Raw genomic sequence first — 17,241 nt, forward strand, 5'->3', positions numbered from 1 at the left:
TGCCTTCAAATGAAATCGGGCGGCGGGGGAGCGCCGCCCGATAGGGGATGGATGTCAGCCGGGGATCAGCCCTGCATGTCTTCCAGTTCCTTGCCCTTGGTCTCCTTGATGAAGGAGCGGACCAGGAAGATGCTGATCACGGCCGCGACCGTGTAGAGGGCGTAGGTGCCGACCAGGCCGATGCCCTCGGCCATGGCCGGGAAGCTCTGGACGACCAGATAGTTGGCGCCCCACTGGGCCAAGCCGCAGATGGCCAGGGCCGAACCGCGCATCTGGTTGGGGAACATCTCGCCCAGCATGACCCACATGACCGGGCCCCAGCTGAAGTTGAAGAAGATGACATAGAGGTTGGCCGCCACCAGGGCCGTCAGACCGGCGGTGGGGTTCAGGGTCAGGTTGCCGGCCGCGTCGGCGCCGGCGCCCGAGAAGGCCCAGGTCATGGCGCCGAGGGTGATGGCCATGCCGACCGAACCGATCAGCAGCAGGGGCTTGCGGCCGACCTTGTCGATCACCGCCAAGGCCACAAGGACGGCGGCGATGGACACCGCGCCGGAGAGAATGTTGCGCTCAAGGGCGACTTCCTCGGACACCCCGGCCAGACGCCACAGGGTCTCGCCGTAGTAGAAGATGATGTTGATGCCGACGAACTGCTGGAAGGTGGCCAGCACGAGACCCGCCCAGACGATCGGGCGGAAACCGGCCTTGCCGACGACGTCGCGGAAGCTGGGGCGATGGCCCTGGCTGAAGCTGGCGCGGATCTCGCCGATCTTTCGGTCGGCCGCCTCGGCGCCGAACAGCTTGGTCAGGACGGCGCGGGCCGCCTCGTCCTTGCCCTTCATGACCAGATAGCGCGGGCTTTCCGGGATCAGGAACAGGGCCAGCAGGAAGACTGCGGCGGGCGCGGCCTGGGCCAGATACATCCAGCGCCAGGCGGTCGTGCCGGCCAATTCGCCCACGCTGCTGCCGGCCTGTTTGGCCAGGAAGTAGTTCACGAGGAAGGCGGCGGTCAGGCCGCTGATGATCATCACCTGCTGCACCGTGCTCATCCGGCCGCGCACCCTGGCGGGGGCGACTTCGGAGATGTAGAGCGGCGACAGGACGCTGGCCGCGCCCACGGCCATGCCGGCGGCGAAGCGGGCGCAGACGAACAGGATATGGGTGTCGGTCAGGCCCTGGATCAGGGCGCCCACCAGGAACAGGACGGCGGCGACGATCATCACCGAGCGGCGACCGACCAGGTCGGCCAGGCGGCCGGCGAAGAAGGCGCCGAAGGCGCAACCGATCAGCAGGGAGCCGACCGTGAAGCCCAGACCGTTGGCGTCCAGATGGAACTGCGCCTGCAGGCCCGCCTGGGTGCCGTTCACTGCCCCCGAGTCATAGCCGAAGAGCAGACCGCCGATGGTCGCGACCGCGACGATGGCGATGATGAAGCCGAGATTAACCTTGTCGGTCCCGGCGATGTCGGGGCCATTGCCCCCGGTGGGTCCTGCCATTTGCCTCTTCTCCTCCGCATGGGGCTCTGACGGCCCCTGTTGTGATGATGGACTGTTGCCTCAGCGCCAGCCGGCGTCGACCCAGTATTCGTGGCCTGTAATGAAACGTGCGTCGTCCGAGGCGAGGAACATGGCGAGGGACGCGACGTCCTTCGGCTCGATCCGGCCCTTGAGGCACTGGGCGGCGACGATCTCGGCCTCGCCCTCCGGCGTGTACCACTTCATCTGACGCGGGGTTTTGACGTTGCCGGGCACGATACAGGCGACGCGTACGCCGTCGACGCCCAGCTCGCGCGCCAGACCCCGGGTCATGCCCTCGATCCCGGCCTTGGCGGTCTCATAGAGCGACAGGTCGGGCAGACCGAGGTGCCAGGAGATGGAACCGAGGTTCAGGATCACGCCCTGACCCGTCGCCTTCATGCCGGGCGCCACGGCCTGGGCCGCGAAATAGAGGTGGCGCAGATTGACCGCGATCCGGTCGTCCCAATAGGCGGGCGTGACCTCGGCCAGAGAGTGGCGGTCGTCATTGGCGGCGTTGTTGACCAGGACCTCGATCGGCCCGACCTCGGTCGCGATCGCCTCCAGCGTCGCCTGCAGGGCGGCGAGGTCGGTCAGGTCGCAGCGGCGATAGACGGGGGCGGGCGTGAGGCCCGACAGGGTGTCGGCCAAGGCCGCCGAATCCGCGTCGGCGACGTCGAGGAAGACGACCCGGGCGCCCTGACGTGCGAAGCCTTCGGTCAGAGCCGCGCCGATGCCCGAGCCGCCGCCCGTGACGACCACGACCTTGCCGGCCAAGGAAGGGTAGGTGTTGCTGCTCATCAGGCGGCTCCCAGAAGGCCGCGGCCGGCGAGGTTCTTGATCAGGGCCATGACGCCCATGGTCCAGGGCGGTGCGATGTCGCAGGTGGTGACCTCGTTCTCCAGCACGCCGAGGCGCGGGGAGGAGACCTTCACCCTGTCGCCGACCTTGTGGGTGAAGCCGCCGCCGGGCGTGTCACGATCCTGGATCGGGGCGAACATGGTCCCGAGGTAGAGGGCGAAGCCGTCGGGGTACTGGTGGTTCTTGCCGGACGCCTGTCTGGCCAGATCCTCCGGATCGCGGCTGATCAGGCGCATGGAGCTGGCGCCCGCCAGGACGAAGCCCTCGGGGCCTTTGACTTCGAGCGAGACCGTGGCGTCGCGGACGTCGTCCATCGAGAAGGTCTGGTCGAACAGGCGGATGAACGGGCCGACCGAGGCGGCGGCGTTGTTGTCCTTGGCCTTGCCGAGCAGCAGGGCCGAACGGCCCTCGATGTCGCGCAGATTGACGTCATTGCCGAGCGCGGCGCCGACCGGCTTGCCGGACGGATCGACGACGATGACGACCTCGGGCTCCGGGTTGTTCCAATGGGAGTCCCCGCGAACCCCGACATGGGCGCCCCAACCCACGGAGGACAGGCACGGGGCCTTGGTGAAGATCTCGGCGTCGGGGCCGATGGCGACCTCCAGATACTGGGACCACAGGCCGTCGGCGATCAGGGCGGCCTTGAGCTCGGCGGCCTGTTCGGAGCCGGGCTTGACCTTGGCCATGTCACCGCCGATGCGCTCGGAGAGGCGTTCGCGGATGCCGGCGGCGACGGAGGCTTCGCCCCGCGCCCGCTCCTCGATGACCCGCTCCAGGGCGGATACGGCGAAGGTCACGCCCGAGGCCTTCACGCACTGAAGATCGAGCGGTGAGAGGAGTTTGAGGTCGCCATCTTCCCAGACCGAGGCCACGCTCAGGTCCTCGATCGCGCCGAGATCCGGGCCGGTCGCCGTGGCCAGTTCCGCGCGCGACAGGGCCTCGGCCGAGGTCGGGGCGAAGGCGGAGATGTTGAGGGCACGGCCCGCGTGCAACAGGACCGGGGTCGGGCCCTCGGCGGTTTGAATACGGCCTAGAAGGGTCGCGTCGCGCCAGTCCTCGGGCAGGATGTCCGTCAGCTGCATCTGTTCCTCCGCCCCGGTCGGCGTCCGCCGGGGTCGTCTTGTGTTAGCGCTAACATCGACTGGCGCGAGCCGGGTTGTCAAGACGCTGTCAGGCGGGGCGGGGCCGAGGTGCCCCGTTCGATCAGGGCGTGGGGGAATACGAGGTCGCTACCGGTCGCGCCTTCGGCCAGCAATGCCACGGCCTCGGCGGCCATGCGGGCGACCGGCTGGCGGACGGTGGTCAGGGGCGGCCAGACCGCCGTGGCCATGGGGATGTCGTCGAAGCCGACCACGGTCAGGTCGCGCGGAACATCCAGTCCTCTCTGATGCGCAACCGCGACGGCGCCCAGGGCCATGTCGTCGTTGGAGGCGAAGATCGCCGTCGGCGGGCGGGGCCGGTCCAGCAGAAGGCCAGCGGCGTCGAGTCCGGAGCGATAGGTGAAATCGCCCGCCTCGATGATGGCTTCCGCGCCAGGGCAGGCGTCGATTTCGGACTGGAAGCCGATCACCCGCTCGGCGCTGGCGCTCTGGTTGGCGGCGCCGGTGATCAGGCCGATCCGGCGATGGCCGAGGTCGAGCAGGCGTCGCGTCATGACGCCGGCGGCGGCTCGGTCGTCGATGCGGACGGCCCCGGCCTCCGAGCGGAAGCTCCCGGCGGCGACGGCCACCACCTTCAGACCCAGCCGCTCTGCCTCCGCCAGGGCCGCGATGGACTCGCCATGCGGCGGGGGAAGGACCAGACCCTTGGCGCCGCCCGCCGCCAGACGGCGCACCGCCGCGACCTCGCTCTCGGCGTCGTCGTCGCACTGTTCGACCAGAAGCTGGCCGCCGTGGTTCCGCACACCCTCCAAAGCGCCCAGCAGGAACTCACTCAGATAGCCGGCGCTGGGGTTGGACCAGATCAGGCCGATGCGATCGAGGCCGCCGAGCGCCAGGCTGCGCGCCGCGACATTGGGCGCATAGCCCAGGGCCTCGACGGCCCTGAGCACGGCTTCGCGCGTCTCGGGCTTCACCGCGCCGCGGTTGTTCATGACGCGCGACACGGTCATGGCCGAGACCCCGGCCCGCGCCGCGACGTCGCTGATCCTGATTCCGCTCATCCGCCGACCATGGGGCGCGGCGGGTGAAAGGTCCATCCGGCAGCGTTCAAGCGGGCACGGGCTCCGCGAGGGTGTGGCGGACCTCATGCTTGTACTGGGCGGCGCCCGAGTCGGGGACCAGTTCGCCCGCGCGGTCCGAGATGACGCTCCATTGGGCCTGAACCTGTTCGGCGGCGTCACGGGCGTCGCCGACGTAGATTCCCTGGGTCATGGTGATGTGAGCCTGTTCGAAGGCGCCGGCGCCGGCCAGGAGGATGGTGCGGGTCGGGGCGCCCTCGGCGGCCAGGGCGACGACGCCGGGGCTGACCAAATCCGACGACAGGCCCTTGAGGTCATCGGCGGAATAGAGGCCCTCGGTCATCTGGGTCGCGGCGCTGGGGGCCAGGCAGTTGACGTGGATGCCGGACTTGCGGCCCTCCAGCGCCAGGGTCTGCATCAGGCCGACGAGGGCCATCTTGGCCGCGCCGTAGTTCGACTGGCCGAAGTTTCCGTAGAGCCCCGAGGAGGAGGTGGTGAAGATCACCCGGCCATAGCCCTGCGCCTGCATGAAGGGCCAGGCCGCCTTGGTGACATTGACCGACCCCATCAGATGGACCGACAGCACCAGCTCGAAATCGTCCAGCTCCATCTTGGCGAAGGTCCGGTCGCGCAGGATGCCGGCGTTGTTGACCAGGATGTCGATCGAGCCCCAGCGGTGGACGGCGCCCTGGATCATGGCGGAAACGGCCTGGCGGTCGGTCACGCTGCAGACGCAGCCGACGGCCTCGCCGCCCGCGGCGGTGATCTCGGCGACCACGGCCTCGACGCCGGGGGCCGACATGTCGTTGATCACGACCTTGGCGCCATGGCGGGCGAGGGCCATGGCGTGGGTGCGGCCCAGGCCGCCGCCCGCGCCCGTGACGACGGCCACGCGGCCGGTGAGATCGATGGTCATGGTCTTCGTCCCTGAGATGCAGCAGCCGGACTGCGCCGACCTTCATGGGTGCAATGCAGCAAATACTAGCCGGATGGTCAATCTTCACCGGACGGCTAGTGAATGTTGACGGCCGTCGAAAAGGGTGAGAGGCTTCGCTTCGATGGCGCCGTCAGAGCGTCCGAGGAACATCGAGGGAGGACTGACCATGGGCCGCAAGCTCTGGATAACGACATCTGCCGCCGCTCTGCTGTGGTGCGCCGCCGCATCGGCCCAGGCGCAACAAGCTGACACCGACAACACCCGCTCCGAGCAGGAACAATCGACCAGCGTCGCCGACGTGGTCGTCACCGCCGAGCGCCGGACCAGCAACCTGCAGACGACCGCCGTCGCCGCCACGGTCCTGAGCGGTCAGGATCTGGAGAACAAGGCCGTCACCTCGCTGGACCAGCTGCAGTTCGCGGCGCCGTCCACGACGATCCAGAATTTCGGCCAGGGCAATTTCTTCAACGTGCGCGGCATCGGCAAGTCCGAGGCCACCACGGCCGTCGGCGTGGGCGTGATTACCTATCGCGACGGCGTCGCCGCCTTCCCCGCCTATTTCCAGACCGAGCCCTACTACGACATCGGCAGCCTTGAGCTGCTGCGCGGGCCGCAGGGCACCTTCGCCGGCGCCAACGCGACGGGCGGCGCGGTTTTCATCACCGCCCGCAACCCGGACTTCACCGGCATCAACGGCTATGCCTTCGCCCAGGCCGGCAACTACAACGACATCAAGCTGCAGGGCGCGATCAACCTGCCCCTGACCGACACGGTCGCGATGCGTCTGGCCTTCAACCACGAGACCCGCGACAGCTTCTACACCGTCACCGGCGCCTATCGCGGCCACCCGGGCGTGGTGGATTCCAACAGCGTGCGCGCCAGCCTGCTGTGGCAGCCGACCGACGCCCTGAGGGTGCTGTGGAAGACCGACTACAACAACATCGACCTGGGCGGTTACATGGCCGACCCGGCCCTGGCGACCAACGATCCCTTCATCATCACCTCGAACGGCCCGAACGAGGCGCATGACGAGTTCGTCCGGACCTCGCTGAACGTCAGCTACGTCTTCGAGAACGGCATGACCCTGAAGTCGATCACCGGCTATCAGAACGGTGTCTCGCGCTTCGCCACCGACCTGGACGGCACCTCGGCCGGCAACAACACCTTCTACGACCAGCTGGACGAACAGGTCTGGTCGCAGGAGTTCAACCTGCTGTCGCCGGATAATCAGCGCCTGACCTGGCTGCTGGGCCTCTACTATCAGAACGACATGGCCCAGTTCCCGCCGACCACGCCGGGCAGGGGCGAATACCGCATCGGCTTCCCCGAGAATGTGCTCGACATCTATCTGTACGGCGACACGCCCAAGGAAACTTCGGCGGCCTTCGGTCAGATCAGCTACGACATCTCCGACAAGCTTCAGCTGCAGGTCGGCGCCCGCTACGCCCATTCGGTCTCGACCAATGACGACGTCTACCAGACCTATCCGCAGTTCGGGATCGTGCTGTTCCAGGACGACAAGGTCGAGGACGACAAGCTGACCGGCAAGGTCACGCTGAACTGGAAGCTGAACGACACCAACTTCGTCTACGGCTTCGTGGCGACAGGCCACAAGATGGGCGGGTTGAACGGTCCGAACCTCTATCAGCCGGCCGCGTCCTTCAACGCCGAGAACCTGGTCGACTACGAGCTGGGCTGGAAGTCGACGATGATGGGCGGTCGCCTGCGCACCCAGCTGGGCGCCTACTACACCGTCTACGAAGACTACCAGGTCAACATCGGCGACCCGCAGTACCCGCAGATCAGCCGCATCCAGAACGTCATCGGCGACACGACGATGATGGGTCTGGAAGCCTCGGCCCAGGGCCGGTTCGGGCCGCTGTCGTTCGATATCGCCGGATCGGTGTCGAGCTCGGAGATGGGCGACTTCTTTGCCGCCGATCCGCGTCTCGGCCGCACCGGAGTCTGCAATCCCGCGACCGGTCCGACCAGCGCCAACTGCGTGAACATCTCGGGCAACACTAAGAACTACGCGCCGGAGTTCACCTTCAACGCGGGCATCCAATACGCCTTCGCCCTGGGGTCGAACATGACCCTGACGCCGCGGGTCGACTACGCCCACATCGGCAAGAGCTGGACGACCATCTTCAACAACGCCGCCCTGGGCGACCGCCTGTCGGAGCGTGACATCGTCAACGCCTCGATCAAGCTGAACACGGGTGAGTGGACCTGGGCGGCCTACGCCATGAACGCCACCGACGAGACCTATATCGCCGCGATCAACTCGGGCCTGCGCTACGCCGGACCGCCGCGTCAGTACGGGATCAACCTGACCAAGACCTTCTAGCCGGACTGCGAGCGTGGGCGGCGATCCCGTCCACGCTCGTCCTTTGTCAAGTTTGCCCATTGGCTTGACGTCTGCCTCCCCGAAAGCCGCCTTTGATGACCCTCGATCCCGGTTTCATGCAGGACTACGCCCTGACGGTGGACCGCTTCCTCGACCACGGCGCCAAATGGCACGGCGGGGCGCGGATCGTGACGGCGGGTCTCGAGGGCGATGACAACGTCGCCGGCTATGCCGACATCCGCGACCGCGCCAATCGTCTGTCGGGGGCCTTCCTCGATCTGGGACTGAAGCCCGGCGAGCGCGTCGCCACCCTGGCCTGGAACACCCGCCATCACCTCGAAGTCTGGTACGGGGCCATGGGCGTGGGCCTCGTCTGCCACACCCTCAATCCCCGCCTGACCGTCGCCCATCTGGCGGCCATGATCGTCCAGGCTGAGGACCGCGTCCTGATCGTGGGCGCGGGTCTGGCCGCCATGGGCCGGACCCTGATGGACGAATGCCCCTGCCTGGAGCGGCTGATCCTGCTGGACGGTGACCAGGCCTCCGTCGCCGTCATGCTGGAAGAGCTTCTGGCCGCCTCGGGTCGTCCCGCCGTCTGGGGCGACTTCGATGAGCGGACCCCCGCGGGCCTGTGCTTCACCTCGGGCACCACGGGCGCGCCCAAGGGCGTCGTCTATACCCACCGCTCCAACTATCTGCATACGATCCGGTCCTTGCAGGCCGACGCCATGGCCCTGACCGATGTGGATACGGTGCTGGTCGCGGTGCCCATGTTCCACGCCAATGCCTGGGGCCTGCCGTTCGCGGCGCCGGCGGTGGGGGCGAGCCTGGTCCTTCCCGGCCGGGTCACCGACGGGCCGTCGCTGGCGCGGCTGATCAATACGCATGGCGTCACCGTCGCCGTCGGGGTGCCGACGGTGTGGATCGGCCTGCTGGATCATCTCGACGCCACCGGCGAGGACGTCCCCACCCTGAACCGCGTCATGATCGGCGGCTCCAGCTGCCCCGACACCCTTCTGAAGCGGATGGAGAGCCGGCTCGGCGTCACCGTCCAGACCAGCTGGGGTATGACCGAGCTGTCGCCGCAGGGGACCATATCCCCCATGACCACGCCCGACGGCGTGTCGCGCGGCTCGGGCCGCCCGCCGATGGGGATGGATCTGCTGCTGACCGACGCCTCGGGCGCCGCCCTGCCGGAGCAGAGGAATGTCGTCGGCCATCTGAAGGTGCGGGGCCACTCGGTCGTCGGCCGCTACTTCGGCGCCGGGCAGCCCGCCGTCGGCGACGACGGCTGGTTCGACACCGGGGATCTGGCGATCATCGACGACAACGGCGCCCTGACCCTGGCCGGCCGGTCCAAGGACCTGATCAAGTCGGGCGGGGAGTGGATCAATCCCGTCGAGATCGAGGAGATCGTCGGGGCCCTGCCCTCGGTGGGCTTGGTCGCGGTGATCGGACGCGCCGACCCCAAATGGGGCGAGCGACCCCTGATGGTCATCGAACCGCGTCAGGGGCAGGCCATCGAGGACGCGGAACTGAAGGCCAGTCTCAAGGGCCGTGTCGCCGACTGGTGGATCCCGGACCGGATCGTGCGGGTGCCGGCCATGCCTCTGGCGGCGACCGGCAAGATCAACAAGATCCAGCTCCGCGCCACCTACGGAGCGGCCTGAGATGGCGGCTGATTTCATCACGGAGGCGGCGGACCGGTTTTCCGGAGCGTCGAACCGTGCTGAGGTTCAGCCCATGTCCGAGACGCCCCCAAAACGGCCCCGAAAACGCCCGCCCGCCCCGCCGCCAAACCCGCCACGCGAACCCCGCGCCGCAAGGCCGAACAGCGCGCCGAGAGTCTGGAGCAGATTCTCGATGCCGCCGAGGAGCTGTTCTCCCTGCACGGCCTGCACGGGGTGACGGTGCGCGACATCGCCGACAAGGTCGGTGTCCACAAGTCGCTGATCCACTACTATTTCACCGACAAACAGGACGTCTTCGACAAGGTCCTGGCCCGCCGGGCGCCGGTGACCTCCGGCCGCCGGATGGAGGCGCTTGACGCCTATGAGATCGCCTGCGGCGGCAAGCCGACGGTCGAGGGGGCGCTTCGGGCCTTCCTCGACACCGATCTGGACACCTATTCGACGGGCGGAAACGGGTGGCGCAATTTCGGCGTGCTCGGCGCCCAGATCAACAACACCCCGGCCTGGGGCGCCGAGGTCATGGACCGGCTCTATGACCCGGTGGTGCTCAAGCTGATCGGCCTGCTGAAGAAGGCCATGCCCGAGAGTTTGGACGAGGACATCTTCTGGGGCTACCACTTCGTCACCGGAGCCCTGACCCTGAGCCTGGCGCGTACCGGGCGTATCGATCACCTGTCCGGCGGCCTGTGCCGGTCCGACGACTTCGAGGCCATCAAGGAGCGGATGGCCGCCTTCATGGCCTACGGCTTCATCGGCATCTGCCAAAGCCGGGCGGCCGAACGCGCCGCGAACGCGCCGCCCGGCTAAGCCGGACTTTCCATCTTCCAGAACAGAGACGGGTCTGAAGGCCCGCAGTCCGAGGAAAAGACATGAGCGAGATCGAGGCGACTGCGACGCCGGGTGGAACCCGACCGTCATCCGTGGGGGCGAGAGCCTGGATCGCCCTGGCGACCCTGTGGTTCATCTATGTGCTGAACTTCCTCGACCGGCAGCTGCTGTCGATTTTGGCCAAGCCGATCCAGGACACCCTGCACGTCACCGACAGCCAGCTCGGTCTGCTCGGTGGGCTCTACTTTGCCTTCTTCTATTGTTTCATCGCCATCCCCGTCGGCTGGCTGGCCGACCGGACCAACCGGGTGGCGGTGGTCTCCGTCGCCTGCGGCATCTGGAGCGCGGCGACCATGGCCTGCGGCCTGTCGCGCAATTTCGGCGAACTGGCGACGGCGCGGATGACCGTCGGCTTCGGCGAGGCCGGGGGCGTGCCGCCGTCCTACGCCATCATCACCGACTATTTCCCGTCGGGCAGGCGCGGCATGGCGCTTGGTCTCTTCAACCTCGGTCCGCCCGTGGGCGCGGCCCTGGGCATCGCCTTCGGGGCGACCATCGCCGCCGTCTTCAGCTGGCGTGACGCCTTCGTCGCCATCGGGATCGTCGGCCTGATCGTCGCCGTCGCCACCCCCTTCCTGGTCAAGGAGCCGAAACGCGGCGGTCTGGACCAGGTCGAGGGCGCCCCCGCGACCGCGCCGGCCAAGGCTCCCTTCTGGGCCACGGTGAAAATGTTCTTCTCCCGGCCCGCTTTGGTGCTGGCGGCGCTGGCCAGCGGCATCACCCAGATCATCACCTACGGCATGGGCAATTTCTCCGTCCTGTTCCTGATGCGGGAGAAGGGCATGGGGCTGGGCGACGTCGCTGTCTGGTACGCCCTGGTCGTGGCCATCGGCATGAGCGGCGGCATCTTCGTCTCCGGCTGGCTGCTGGACCGGTTCACGCGCAAGTCGAAGAAGGCCTATGCCCTCCTGCCCGCCATCTCGCTCAGCCTGGCCCTGCCCTTCTACATCGCCTTCGTCTGGGCCCCCTCCTGGCCGCTGGCCTTGGCCCTGCTCAGCGGCCCGACCTTCCTGAACTACTTCTATCTGTCGTCCTCGGTGGCCCTGGTGCAGGAGGAGGTGAAGCCCCATCAACGCGTCATGTCCGGTGCTCTTTTGCTGCTGGTGATGAACTTCATCGGCATGGGAGTGGGGCCGACCTTCGTGGGCGCGGCCAGCGACTTCTTCCACGCCGCCCACCCTGAGAATTCGCTGCAGATCGCCCTTTACGCCCTCGCGCCCATCTACCTCGTCGCCATCGGCCTGTTCCTGTGGCTCGCGAAGGTACTGGGCCGCAAAATCCAATCCAACGGAGACGCCTGATGTTCGCGCGTAGCCTGCTGACCGCCGCCGTCGCCGCGGTCGCCTTGCTGACGACCGCCTTCGCGCCGCCCCCTCCTGCCGGGACTTCGGACCGCCCCACGGTCCACGCCTCCGCCGGCGCGGTTCAGGGCCGGGAGGCCGACGGCATCCAGGCCTTCAAGGGCATCCCGTACGCCGCCCCGCCGGTGGGCCAGAACCGTTGGCGGCCGCCCGCGCCGATCGCGGCCTGGTCGGGCGTGCGCGACGCCTCCGACTATGGCGCCGCCTGCATCCAGCCCTCGCGCGCGCCGGCCTCGATCTATTCTTCCGATCTGGGCCGCACCAGCGAGGACTGCCTGACCCTGAACGTCTGGACCCCGGCGACGACCGGCAAGGCGCCGGTCATGGTCTGGATCCACGGCGGCGCCCTGGTCGCCGGGTCGAGCAAGGAGCCCCTCTATGACGGCGCCGCCCTGGCGAAACAGGGGATCGTCGTCGTCTCGATCAACTATCGGCTCGGCGTCCTCGGCTTCCTCGCCCATCCGGACCTCAGCGCGGAATCCCCGGTCGGAATCTCGGGCAACTATGGGCTGATGGATCAGGTCGCGGCCCTGACCTGGGTCAAGCGGAACATCGCTTCCTTCGGCGGCGATCCGGATCAGGTGACCATCGCGGGTGAATCTGCCGGCGGGCTCAGCGTCATGTATCTGATGGCCTCGCCGATCGCCCGGGGCCTGTTCCAGCGCGCCATCGCCCAGAGCGCCTATATGATCTCCACGCCCGAGCTGAAGGAGGCCCGCTACGGCGCCCCCTCGGCCGAGACGGCGGGGACCACTCTGGCCCGCGCCCTTCAGGCGCCCAGCCTGCAGGTGCTGCGTGGGAAGGATGCGCAGGAGCTTACCGACGCCGCGGCCATGTCCGGCTTCTCGCCCTTCGGCGCCGTGGACGGCAAGGTCCTGACCGGCCAGCTGGTCGATGTCTTCGCGCAGGGGCGCCAGGCGCCCGTTCCGATCCTGGCCGGGTTCAACAGCGGCGAGATCCGCTCGCTGCGGGTCCTCGCCCCGCCCGCCCCGCGCACCGCCGCCGACTATGAGGCCGTGATCCGCGCCCGCTACGGCGATCTGGCCGACGAATTCCTGCGTCTCTATCCCTCGTCCGACCTCGGAGAGAGCGTCCTCGCCACCACCCGCGACGCCCTCTACGGCTGGACCTCCGAGCGGCTGGTGCGCGACCAGACGGCGCTGGGCAAGCCGTCCTTCCTCTATCTGTTCGACCACGGCTATCCGGCGGCGGATCAGGCGAACCTGCACGGCTTCCACGCCTCGGAACTGCCCTTCATGTTCGGCAATATCGACCGCACCACGCCGCGCTGGCCCGCCATCCCCGACACGGCTGAGGAGCATGCCCTCTCAGCGGCCATGGTCGGCTACTGGGCCTCCTTCGTGAAGACGGGCCGCCCCGAGGCCCCGGGCGCCGCCGTCTGGGCCCCTTACGGTACGGATGAGGCCTGGATGGCCTTCAAGGCGGCGCCCAAGGCCGGCCGCGACCTCATGCCCGGCATGTTCGACCTGCATCGCGCCGCCGTCTGCCGCCGCCAGGCCCTGAACCTGGCCTGGAACTGGAACGTCGGGGTGGTGTCGCCGGACCTGTCGGCGGGGCCGGCCGGCTGCTGATCGCAGGCTCCGGAAGTCGAACAGCAAAAAGCCCCGTCATCTTGCGATGGCGGGGCTTTTTAGTCGCTGAAGGAGAATGGCGCACCCGGAACGATTCGAACGTCCGACCCTCAGATTCGTAGTCTGATGCTCTATCCAGCTGAGCTACGGGTGCGTACTGCCTCTCGGCGAGGGCGGCTATCTAGCGGCTCGCTCCGGCGGGCGCAAGCGCCTTTCGTCACAATCGTCACATGATGTCGGCGCGGATCGTGCGGGGCTGGCGCCGGGGGCATGATCAGAAGACGCGCGCCCGGCGGCAGTCCGCCTAGGCGGATGGTGACGCCCCGACTTTTCCAGCACGGCGAACCGGTCATTTGAATGCCGACCCCCAAGGGCCGACTTCCCGATCAACGTCGCGCACCCCTGTGTCAGCCGCTCCAGACCCCCCGTCTAAGGGATCATTTTCGGACCAGAAGGTTGTTGCCGACGTCGCCGTAAAGGCGTCATCCGGCGCGGTTCGGGCCGGGGGTCGGGACGGGGTTCGCGCGCTGTCGGGACAGGCCGGAAAAATGGCCGAGAAAGGCCCTTGCGGTATGCGGCGATCACGGGCTATAGACCGCGCCTTCCCGTTCCGAAGCCGCTGCGGCGACATCGGAACCGCCAAGGCGGACGCGTAGCTCAGCGGGAGAGCACTACGTTGACATCGTAGGGGTCACAGGTTCAATCCCTGTCGCGTCCACCATTTCTTCCATCCATCATCCAAAGCCCGACAGGCGCTTATGGGGTCTGGCGTGTCTTTTTCAGGCCCAGAGCCCTCAGCGCGCGGTTGGCGCTGCTTCTGACAAGGTGCGGCGGCGGCGGCGGCGGCGGCGGTGGTGACGGCGTCGGCGGCGAGGAGAACAGGTCCTTGGCCGCAATGCCGCTCTCAAAGGGCGTGATCGTCCCGGCGGCGATGCGCTCGCCCAGCTCGCCCAGGAACTGCTCGGGCTCGTCGAAGCGCATCGCCCCGAAGTGGGGGAAGGCATACCGCCACCATGCGCTGGCCAGCAGGGCCTCGATCATCGGGTCGGGAAAACGCATGCGGATAATGCGTGCGGGGTTGCCCGCCACCAAGGCGTAGGGCGGCACCGACTTTGTCACCACAGAACCTGTGCCGACGGCGCAACCGTGCCCCAGGGTGATGCCCCGGGCCAAGGTGGCGTCCTGACCAATCCAGACATCGTGGCCGATGACCGGAGCGGGAGCCAGGGGGGCGGGCGAATATCGAGGCACGAAGCCGGTATCGCCGAAATCCTCGATCGCCGCGCGAAAGGGAGCCAGCTCAATGTCGCCTGTGCACGATGAGGTGGTCAGGAACTGCAGGGGGTGATTGCCCGGGAAGACGGTGACGTTCCCTGCAATGGAGCAGTAGCGACCGATCTTCAGGTCCATGTCCAGCGTGTTGAAATGCGACCAGCTGTAGGAGAAGGCGCCCATGGTGCAGAAGATCAGCCCCGAGAAATGACCCGAGTATTTCTCGATCACCACATCGGGGTTGAACGAAACCGTCTCACCGGGCGTCAACCGATCGGAACCATCGGGAGTCGTGAAGATCCTGTTCTGGCGCAGCGCGGCCAGATCCTGGACGGTCAGGGTGCGGCGGATGGTCATGAGTCTTCTTTCGCCATGAGACCCCGAAAGGGGCTCCTGGAGGCCCCTATGGGGCTCTAGACGGTATCGAACTCGATGGCGTCGCGCAGGTCCATGCGCGCCCGCAAATTGGACGAGCCGGTATAGCCGAGGGCCTTGAGGCCGAGGACAAAGTCCCGGAAGTCGATGCTCGGCACCTCATAGACGCCGTTGACGGTGATGGAGACGCTGCACAGCCCATCGGCGCCTACCTTGCCGAACAGCCGCATCATGCGTCCGCCCGCCAGAGAGGCGACATCGAACTTGAGCGCCTTTTTCGGATCTCCGCCGCCGACGGCGATGGTCACCTCGGTGTCAGCGTGCCAAGGCGCGCAGTGCATCTGGATGAAGACGGTGATCTCCTCGTCGCGGGGCAGGTCCGTCTTGAAGACGATTTCGCTGAAGCGGCCCTTCATCCAGGCGCCGTGGTCCTCCGGATCGTAGAACTGGTCGGCGATCAGCAGCCGGAACGGCGAGTGCATATACTCCTGGATCGAGAAGCCGGGGCCGATCAGCGAGCGCGGCTGGAACAGATAACCCTCCGGGAGCGAGACGCTGCCCACCGGGGTGACCGGCCCCTGACTGAACTCCGCGATGCGCGACAACATGTCGGCCGTAACTTCCTCCCACGAGCGCGGAACGAAATTCTCGACGATGTTGAGGCGGCGTTGCTCGAGGTAGTCGGCGTCGACGATCATCTTGCGGAAGGTTTCGATCCCTTCACGCAGGTTCAGGGGATCGACGTAATCGACAAAGTCGCCGCCGACCTCCGGGATGGAGGAGCTGTTGGACGCGACGCAGGGCTTGCCATGCATCAGGCTTTCGCCGACCGGCAGTCCCCAGCCTTCGACATAGCTGGTGAAGACAGTGAACTGGCAGTGTTCATATACGGCGTTGAGCTCGGAGTCCGTCAGGTCGTGCACGAACTGGACCTTGCCGTCCAGGTTGTCGGTGCCGTCCAGAAGATCCATCAGGCCGTCGATGCGCCAGCCGTAGCGGCCGACGAAGATCAGGTGCGGGGTTTCCACCCCTTCCAGCGCCAGTTGACGCCAGGCGCTGACGACATAGGCGTGGTTCTTGCGCCCCTCGATGGTGGAGACATAGGCGACGTATGGCTTTCCCTTCAGGGCGTTGAGCTTGGCCGGCCACTGGCTGCCGGGCGAGCGGGCCGTTAAGGAGTGGGCCAAGGGCACTGCGGCGGCCGGGAAGGTCCGGTCGCTGTATTTGCCCATGAAGTCCAGTAAAGTGTCCCTGGTGCTGACCGAGATGGTCAGGACGAAGTCGACGATCCGGCACAGTTCGCTGACCGACCGGGAGAAGTCGCGCACCAGGCCGGCGTCGCAGAACTCGGGGTGCGAGATCGGGATGATGTCGTAGATATAGGCGCCGATGCGGGCGCCAGCGCGCTTGGCCGTGATGAAGCGGTCGGCAGTGTTGCCGTGGCTCCAGAAGCAGCCCAGCAGGATGATCGTCGAACCGTGCCCCGGATAGACAGCGGTGGCGTTGGCCTCGCAGATATCCAGCTTGGCGCGCAGACGGGTGTGATCGACACTGGTCCCGGACGCATAGGCTATCAGATCGGCCAGATCGTCGGGACGGATCTTCCAGAAGACGCTGCGTTCGATGTTTCCGTTCAGGTCATTGACGATGAAATGGGTGTTGGGCCGGTTCTGGGCGATGCAGTCGGCAGCGATGCCGGCCTGGACCCGCTGAATGCCCGACATGGTCGGATGCGCCTTCAGATAGCCGAACAGGTCCTGGATCGAGAACAGAACCGCGCCATCGGGAAGCTCGCTGGCCAGCAGGCGGTCCGCATCGGCCAGGATGGAATGGGCGCGACCGCCGCTTTCGCTATGGGGGTCCTGATTGTGCGCCCGGATATACAGGGTCAGGGCGTCGGAGTTGCGGCCCTCGGCCTTGGCGACGTCGCCCATCTTGGCCAGCAGGACGGCGTTGGCGGGCTCGATCGACAGGGCGCGAGCGAAGAATTGACCTGCCTCGACAGGGCGGTTCGCTGCCAGGGCCACGTCCCCGACGGTAATGAGGGCGGCTGCAGAACCGCCTTGTTCCTGGACGTACTGACCCAGGGAGGTGACGCCCTCGACCGGCCGGTCCGTGTCGAAATAAGCCTGGGCCTCCAGGAGCCTGTCGACGAGCTTGGACTTCTGCTGACTAAACATTCCGGATTCCCTTATGCCGCTCCGGCTGTCACCCGCGTCATCGA

General features: G+C 67.1%; 12 protein-coding genes and 2 tRNA genes. 6 read left to right on the forward strand and 8 right to left on the reverse strand.

Translation table 11 applies throughout. The features are described 5' to 3' along the window. Positions 1–65: 65 nt before the first annotated feature. From IFJ75_RS18500 to IFJ75_RS18520, 5 genes are all read right to left on the reverse strand, one after another. Complete coding sequence (locus IFJ75_RS18500; RefSeq protein WP_207870205.1) at positions 66–1,493, reverse strand: sugar porter family MFS transporter; 1,428 nt, start codon at positions 1,491–1,493, stop codon at positions 66–68. Positions 1,494–1,553: 60 nt separating this feature from the next. Next, positions 1,554–2,312 carry an SDR family NAD(P)-dependent oxidoreductase gene (locus IFJ75_RS18505; protein WP_207870207.1) on the reverse strand — a complete coding sequence of 253 codons (759 nt, stop codon included), beginning with the start codon at positions 2,310–2,312 and terminating at the stop codon, positions 1,554–1,556. Beyond that, positions 2,312–3,457, reverse strand: a complete 1,146-nt coding sequence (locus tag IFJ75_RS18510) for a fumarylacetoacetate hydrolase family protein (RefSeq protein ID WP_207870209.1) — start codon at positions 3,455–3,457, stop codon at positions 2,312–2,314. Before IFJ75_RS18510 ends, IFJ75_RS18505 begins: the two co-directional genes overlap by 1 nt. 77 nt (positions 3,458–3,534) lie before the next feature. Continuing rightward, a complete protein-coding gene (locus tag IFJ75_RS18515) occupies positions 3,535–4,536 on the reverse strand; it encodes a LacI family DNA-binding transcriptional regulator (protein ID WP_225896903.1) in 1,002 nt (333 codons plus the stop codon). A gap of 46 nt (positions 4,537–4,582) precedes the next feature. Next, a complete protein-coding gene (locus IFJ75_RS18520) occupies positions 4,583–5,470 on the reverse strand; it encodes an SDR family NAD(P)-dependent oxidoreductase (protein ID WP_207870213.1) in 888 nt (295 codons plus the stop codon). Between the two features lie 187 nt (positions 5,471–5,657). On the opposite strand from IFJ75_RS18520, the gene IFJ75_RS18525 reads away from it, so the two are divergent. From IFJ75_RS18525 to IFJ75_RS18545, 5 genes are all read left to right on the forward strand, one after another. Then, positions 5,658–7,838 carry a TonB-dependent receptor gene (locus IFJ75_RS18525; RefSeq protein WP_207870214.1) on the forward strand — a complete coding sequence of 727 codons (2,181 nt, stop codon included), beginning with the start codon at positions 5,658–5,660 and terminating at the stop codon, positions 7,836–7,838. 95 nt (positions 7,839–7,933) lie between these two features. Then, positions 7,934–9,508, forward strand: a complete 1,575-nt coding sequence (locus IFJ75_RS18530) for an AMP-binding protein (protein ID WP_207870215.1) — start codon at positions 7,934–7,936, stop codon at positions 9,506–9,508. 240 nt (positions 9,509–9,748) lie between these two features. Further along, positions 9,749–10,336: a TetR/AcrR family transcriptional regulator gene (locus IFJ75_RS18535; protein WP_318781039.1), complete on the forward strand. Its 588-nt coding sequence runs from the start codon at positions 9,749–9,751 to the stop codon at positions 10,334–10,336. 62 nt (positions 10,337–10,398) lie between these two features. Further along, the gene (locus tag IFJ75_RS18540; protein ID WP_207870216.1) at positions 10,399–11,718 is read left to right on the forward strand and encodes a spinster family MFS transporter; all 1,320 of its coding nucleotides are present in this window, start codon (positions 10,399–10,401) and stop codon (positions 11,716–11,718) included. After that, a complete protein-coding gene (locus IFJ75_RS18545) occupies positions 11,718–13,370 on the forward strand; it encodes a carboxylesterase/lipase family protein (protein WP_207870217.1) in 1,653 nt (550 codons plus the stop codon). Before IFJ75_RS18540 ends, IFJ75_RS18545 begins: the two co-directional genes overlap by 1 nt. Positions 13,371–13,447: 77 nt before the next feature. On the opposite strand, the gene IFJ75_RS18550 is transcribed toward IFJ75_RS18545, so the two are convergent. Further along, a tRNA-Arg gene (locus IFJ75_RS18550) sits at positions 13,448–13,524 on the reverse strand. A gap of 492 nt (positions 13,525–14,016) precedes the next feature. On the opposite strand from IFJ75_RS18550, the gene IFJ75_RS18555 reads away from it, so the two are divergent. Continuing rightward, positions 14,017–14,091 (forward strand) — tRNA-Val (locus IFJ75_RS18555). Positions 14,092–14,126: 35 nt separating this feature from the next. Here the strand turns inward: IFJ75_RS18555 and IFJ75_RS18560 are convergent. Next, positions 14,127–14,999 carry a CatB-related O-acetyltransferase gene (locus IFJ75_RS18560; RefSeq protein WP_207870218.1) on the reverse strand — a complete coding sequence of 291 codons (873 nt, stop codon included), beginning with the start codon at positions 14,997–14,999 and terminating at the stop codon, positions 14,127–14,129. 56 nt (positions 15,000–15,055) lie between these two features. Then, positions 15,056–17,197 carry a glycosyltransferase gene (locus IFJ75_RS18565; protein ID WP_207870219.1) on the reverse strand — a complete coding sequence of 714 codons (2,142 nt, stop codon included), beginning with the start codon at positions 17,195–17,197 and terminating at the stop codon, positions 15,056–15,058. Between the last annotated feature and the right edge of the window lie 44 nt (positions 17,198–17,241).

The organism is Brevundimonas goettingensis, from assembly GCF_017487405.1.
In the GTDB taxonomy this organism is placed as follows: domain Bacteria; phylum Pseudomonadota; class Alphaproteobacteria; order Caulobacterales; family Caulobacteraceae; genus Brevundimonas; species Brevundimonas goettingensis.

What these genes read in the sequence shown, in the direction of transcription:
- IFJ75_RS18500 (WP_207870205.1), bottom strand. Translation starts at nt 1,493, where the DNA reads ATGGCAGGACCCACCGGGGGCAATGGCCCCGACATCGCCGGGACCGAC.
- IFJ75_RS18505 (WP_207870207.1), bottom strand. Translation starts at nt 2,312, where the DNA reads ATGAGCAGCAACACCTACCCTTCCTTGGCCGGCAAGGTCGTGGTCGTC.
- IFJ75_RS18510 (WP_207870209.1), bottom strand. Translation starts at nt 3,457, where the DNA reads ATGCAGCTGACGGACATCCTGCCCGAGGACTGGCGCGACGCGACCCTT.
- IFJ75_RS18515 (WP_225896903.1), bottom strand. Translation starts at nt 4,536, where the DNA reads ATGAGCGGAATCAGGATCAGCGACGTCGCGGCGCGGGCCGGGGTCTCG.
- IFJ75_RS18520 (WP_207870213.1), bottom strand. Translation starts at nt 5,470, where the DNA reads ATGACCATCGATCTCACCGGCCGCGTGGCCGTCGTCACGGGCGCGGGC.
- IFJ75_RS18525 (WP_207870214.1), top strand. Translation starts at nt 5,658, where the DNA reads ATGGGCCGCAAGCTCTGGATAACGACATCTGCCGCCGCTCTGCTGTGG.
- IFJ75_RS18530 (WP_207870215.1), top strand. Translation starts at nt 7,934, where the DNA reads ATGACCCTCGATCCCGGTTTCATGCAGGACTACGCCCTGACGGTGGAC.
- IFJ75_RS18540 (WP_207870216.1), top strand. Translation starts at nt 10,399, where the DNA reads ATGAGCGAGATCGAGGCGACTGCGACGCCGGGTGGAACCCGACCGTCA.
- IFJ75_RS18545 (WP_207870217.1), top strand. Translation starts at nt 11,718, where the DNA reads ATGTTCGCGCGTAGCCTGCTGACCGCCGCCGTCGCCGCGGTCGCCTTG.
- IFJ75_RS18560 (WP_207870218.1), bottom strand. Translation starts at nt 14,999, where the DNA reads ATGACCATCCGCCGCACCCTGACCGTCCAGGATCTGGCCGCGCTGCGC.
- IFJ75_RS18565 (WP_207870219.1), bottom strand. Translation starts at nt 17,197, where the DNA reads ATGTTTAGTCAGCAGAAGTCCAAGCTCGTCGACAGGCTCCTGGAGGCC.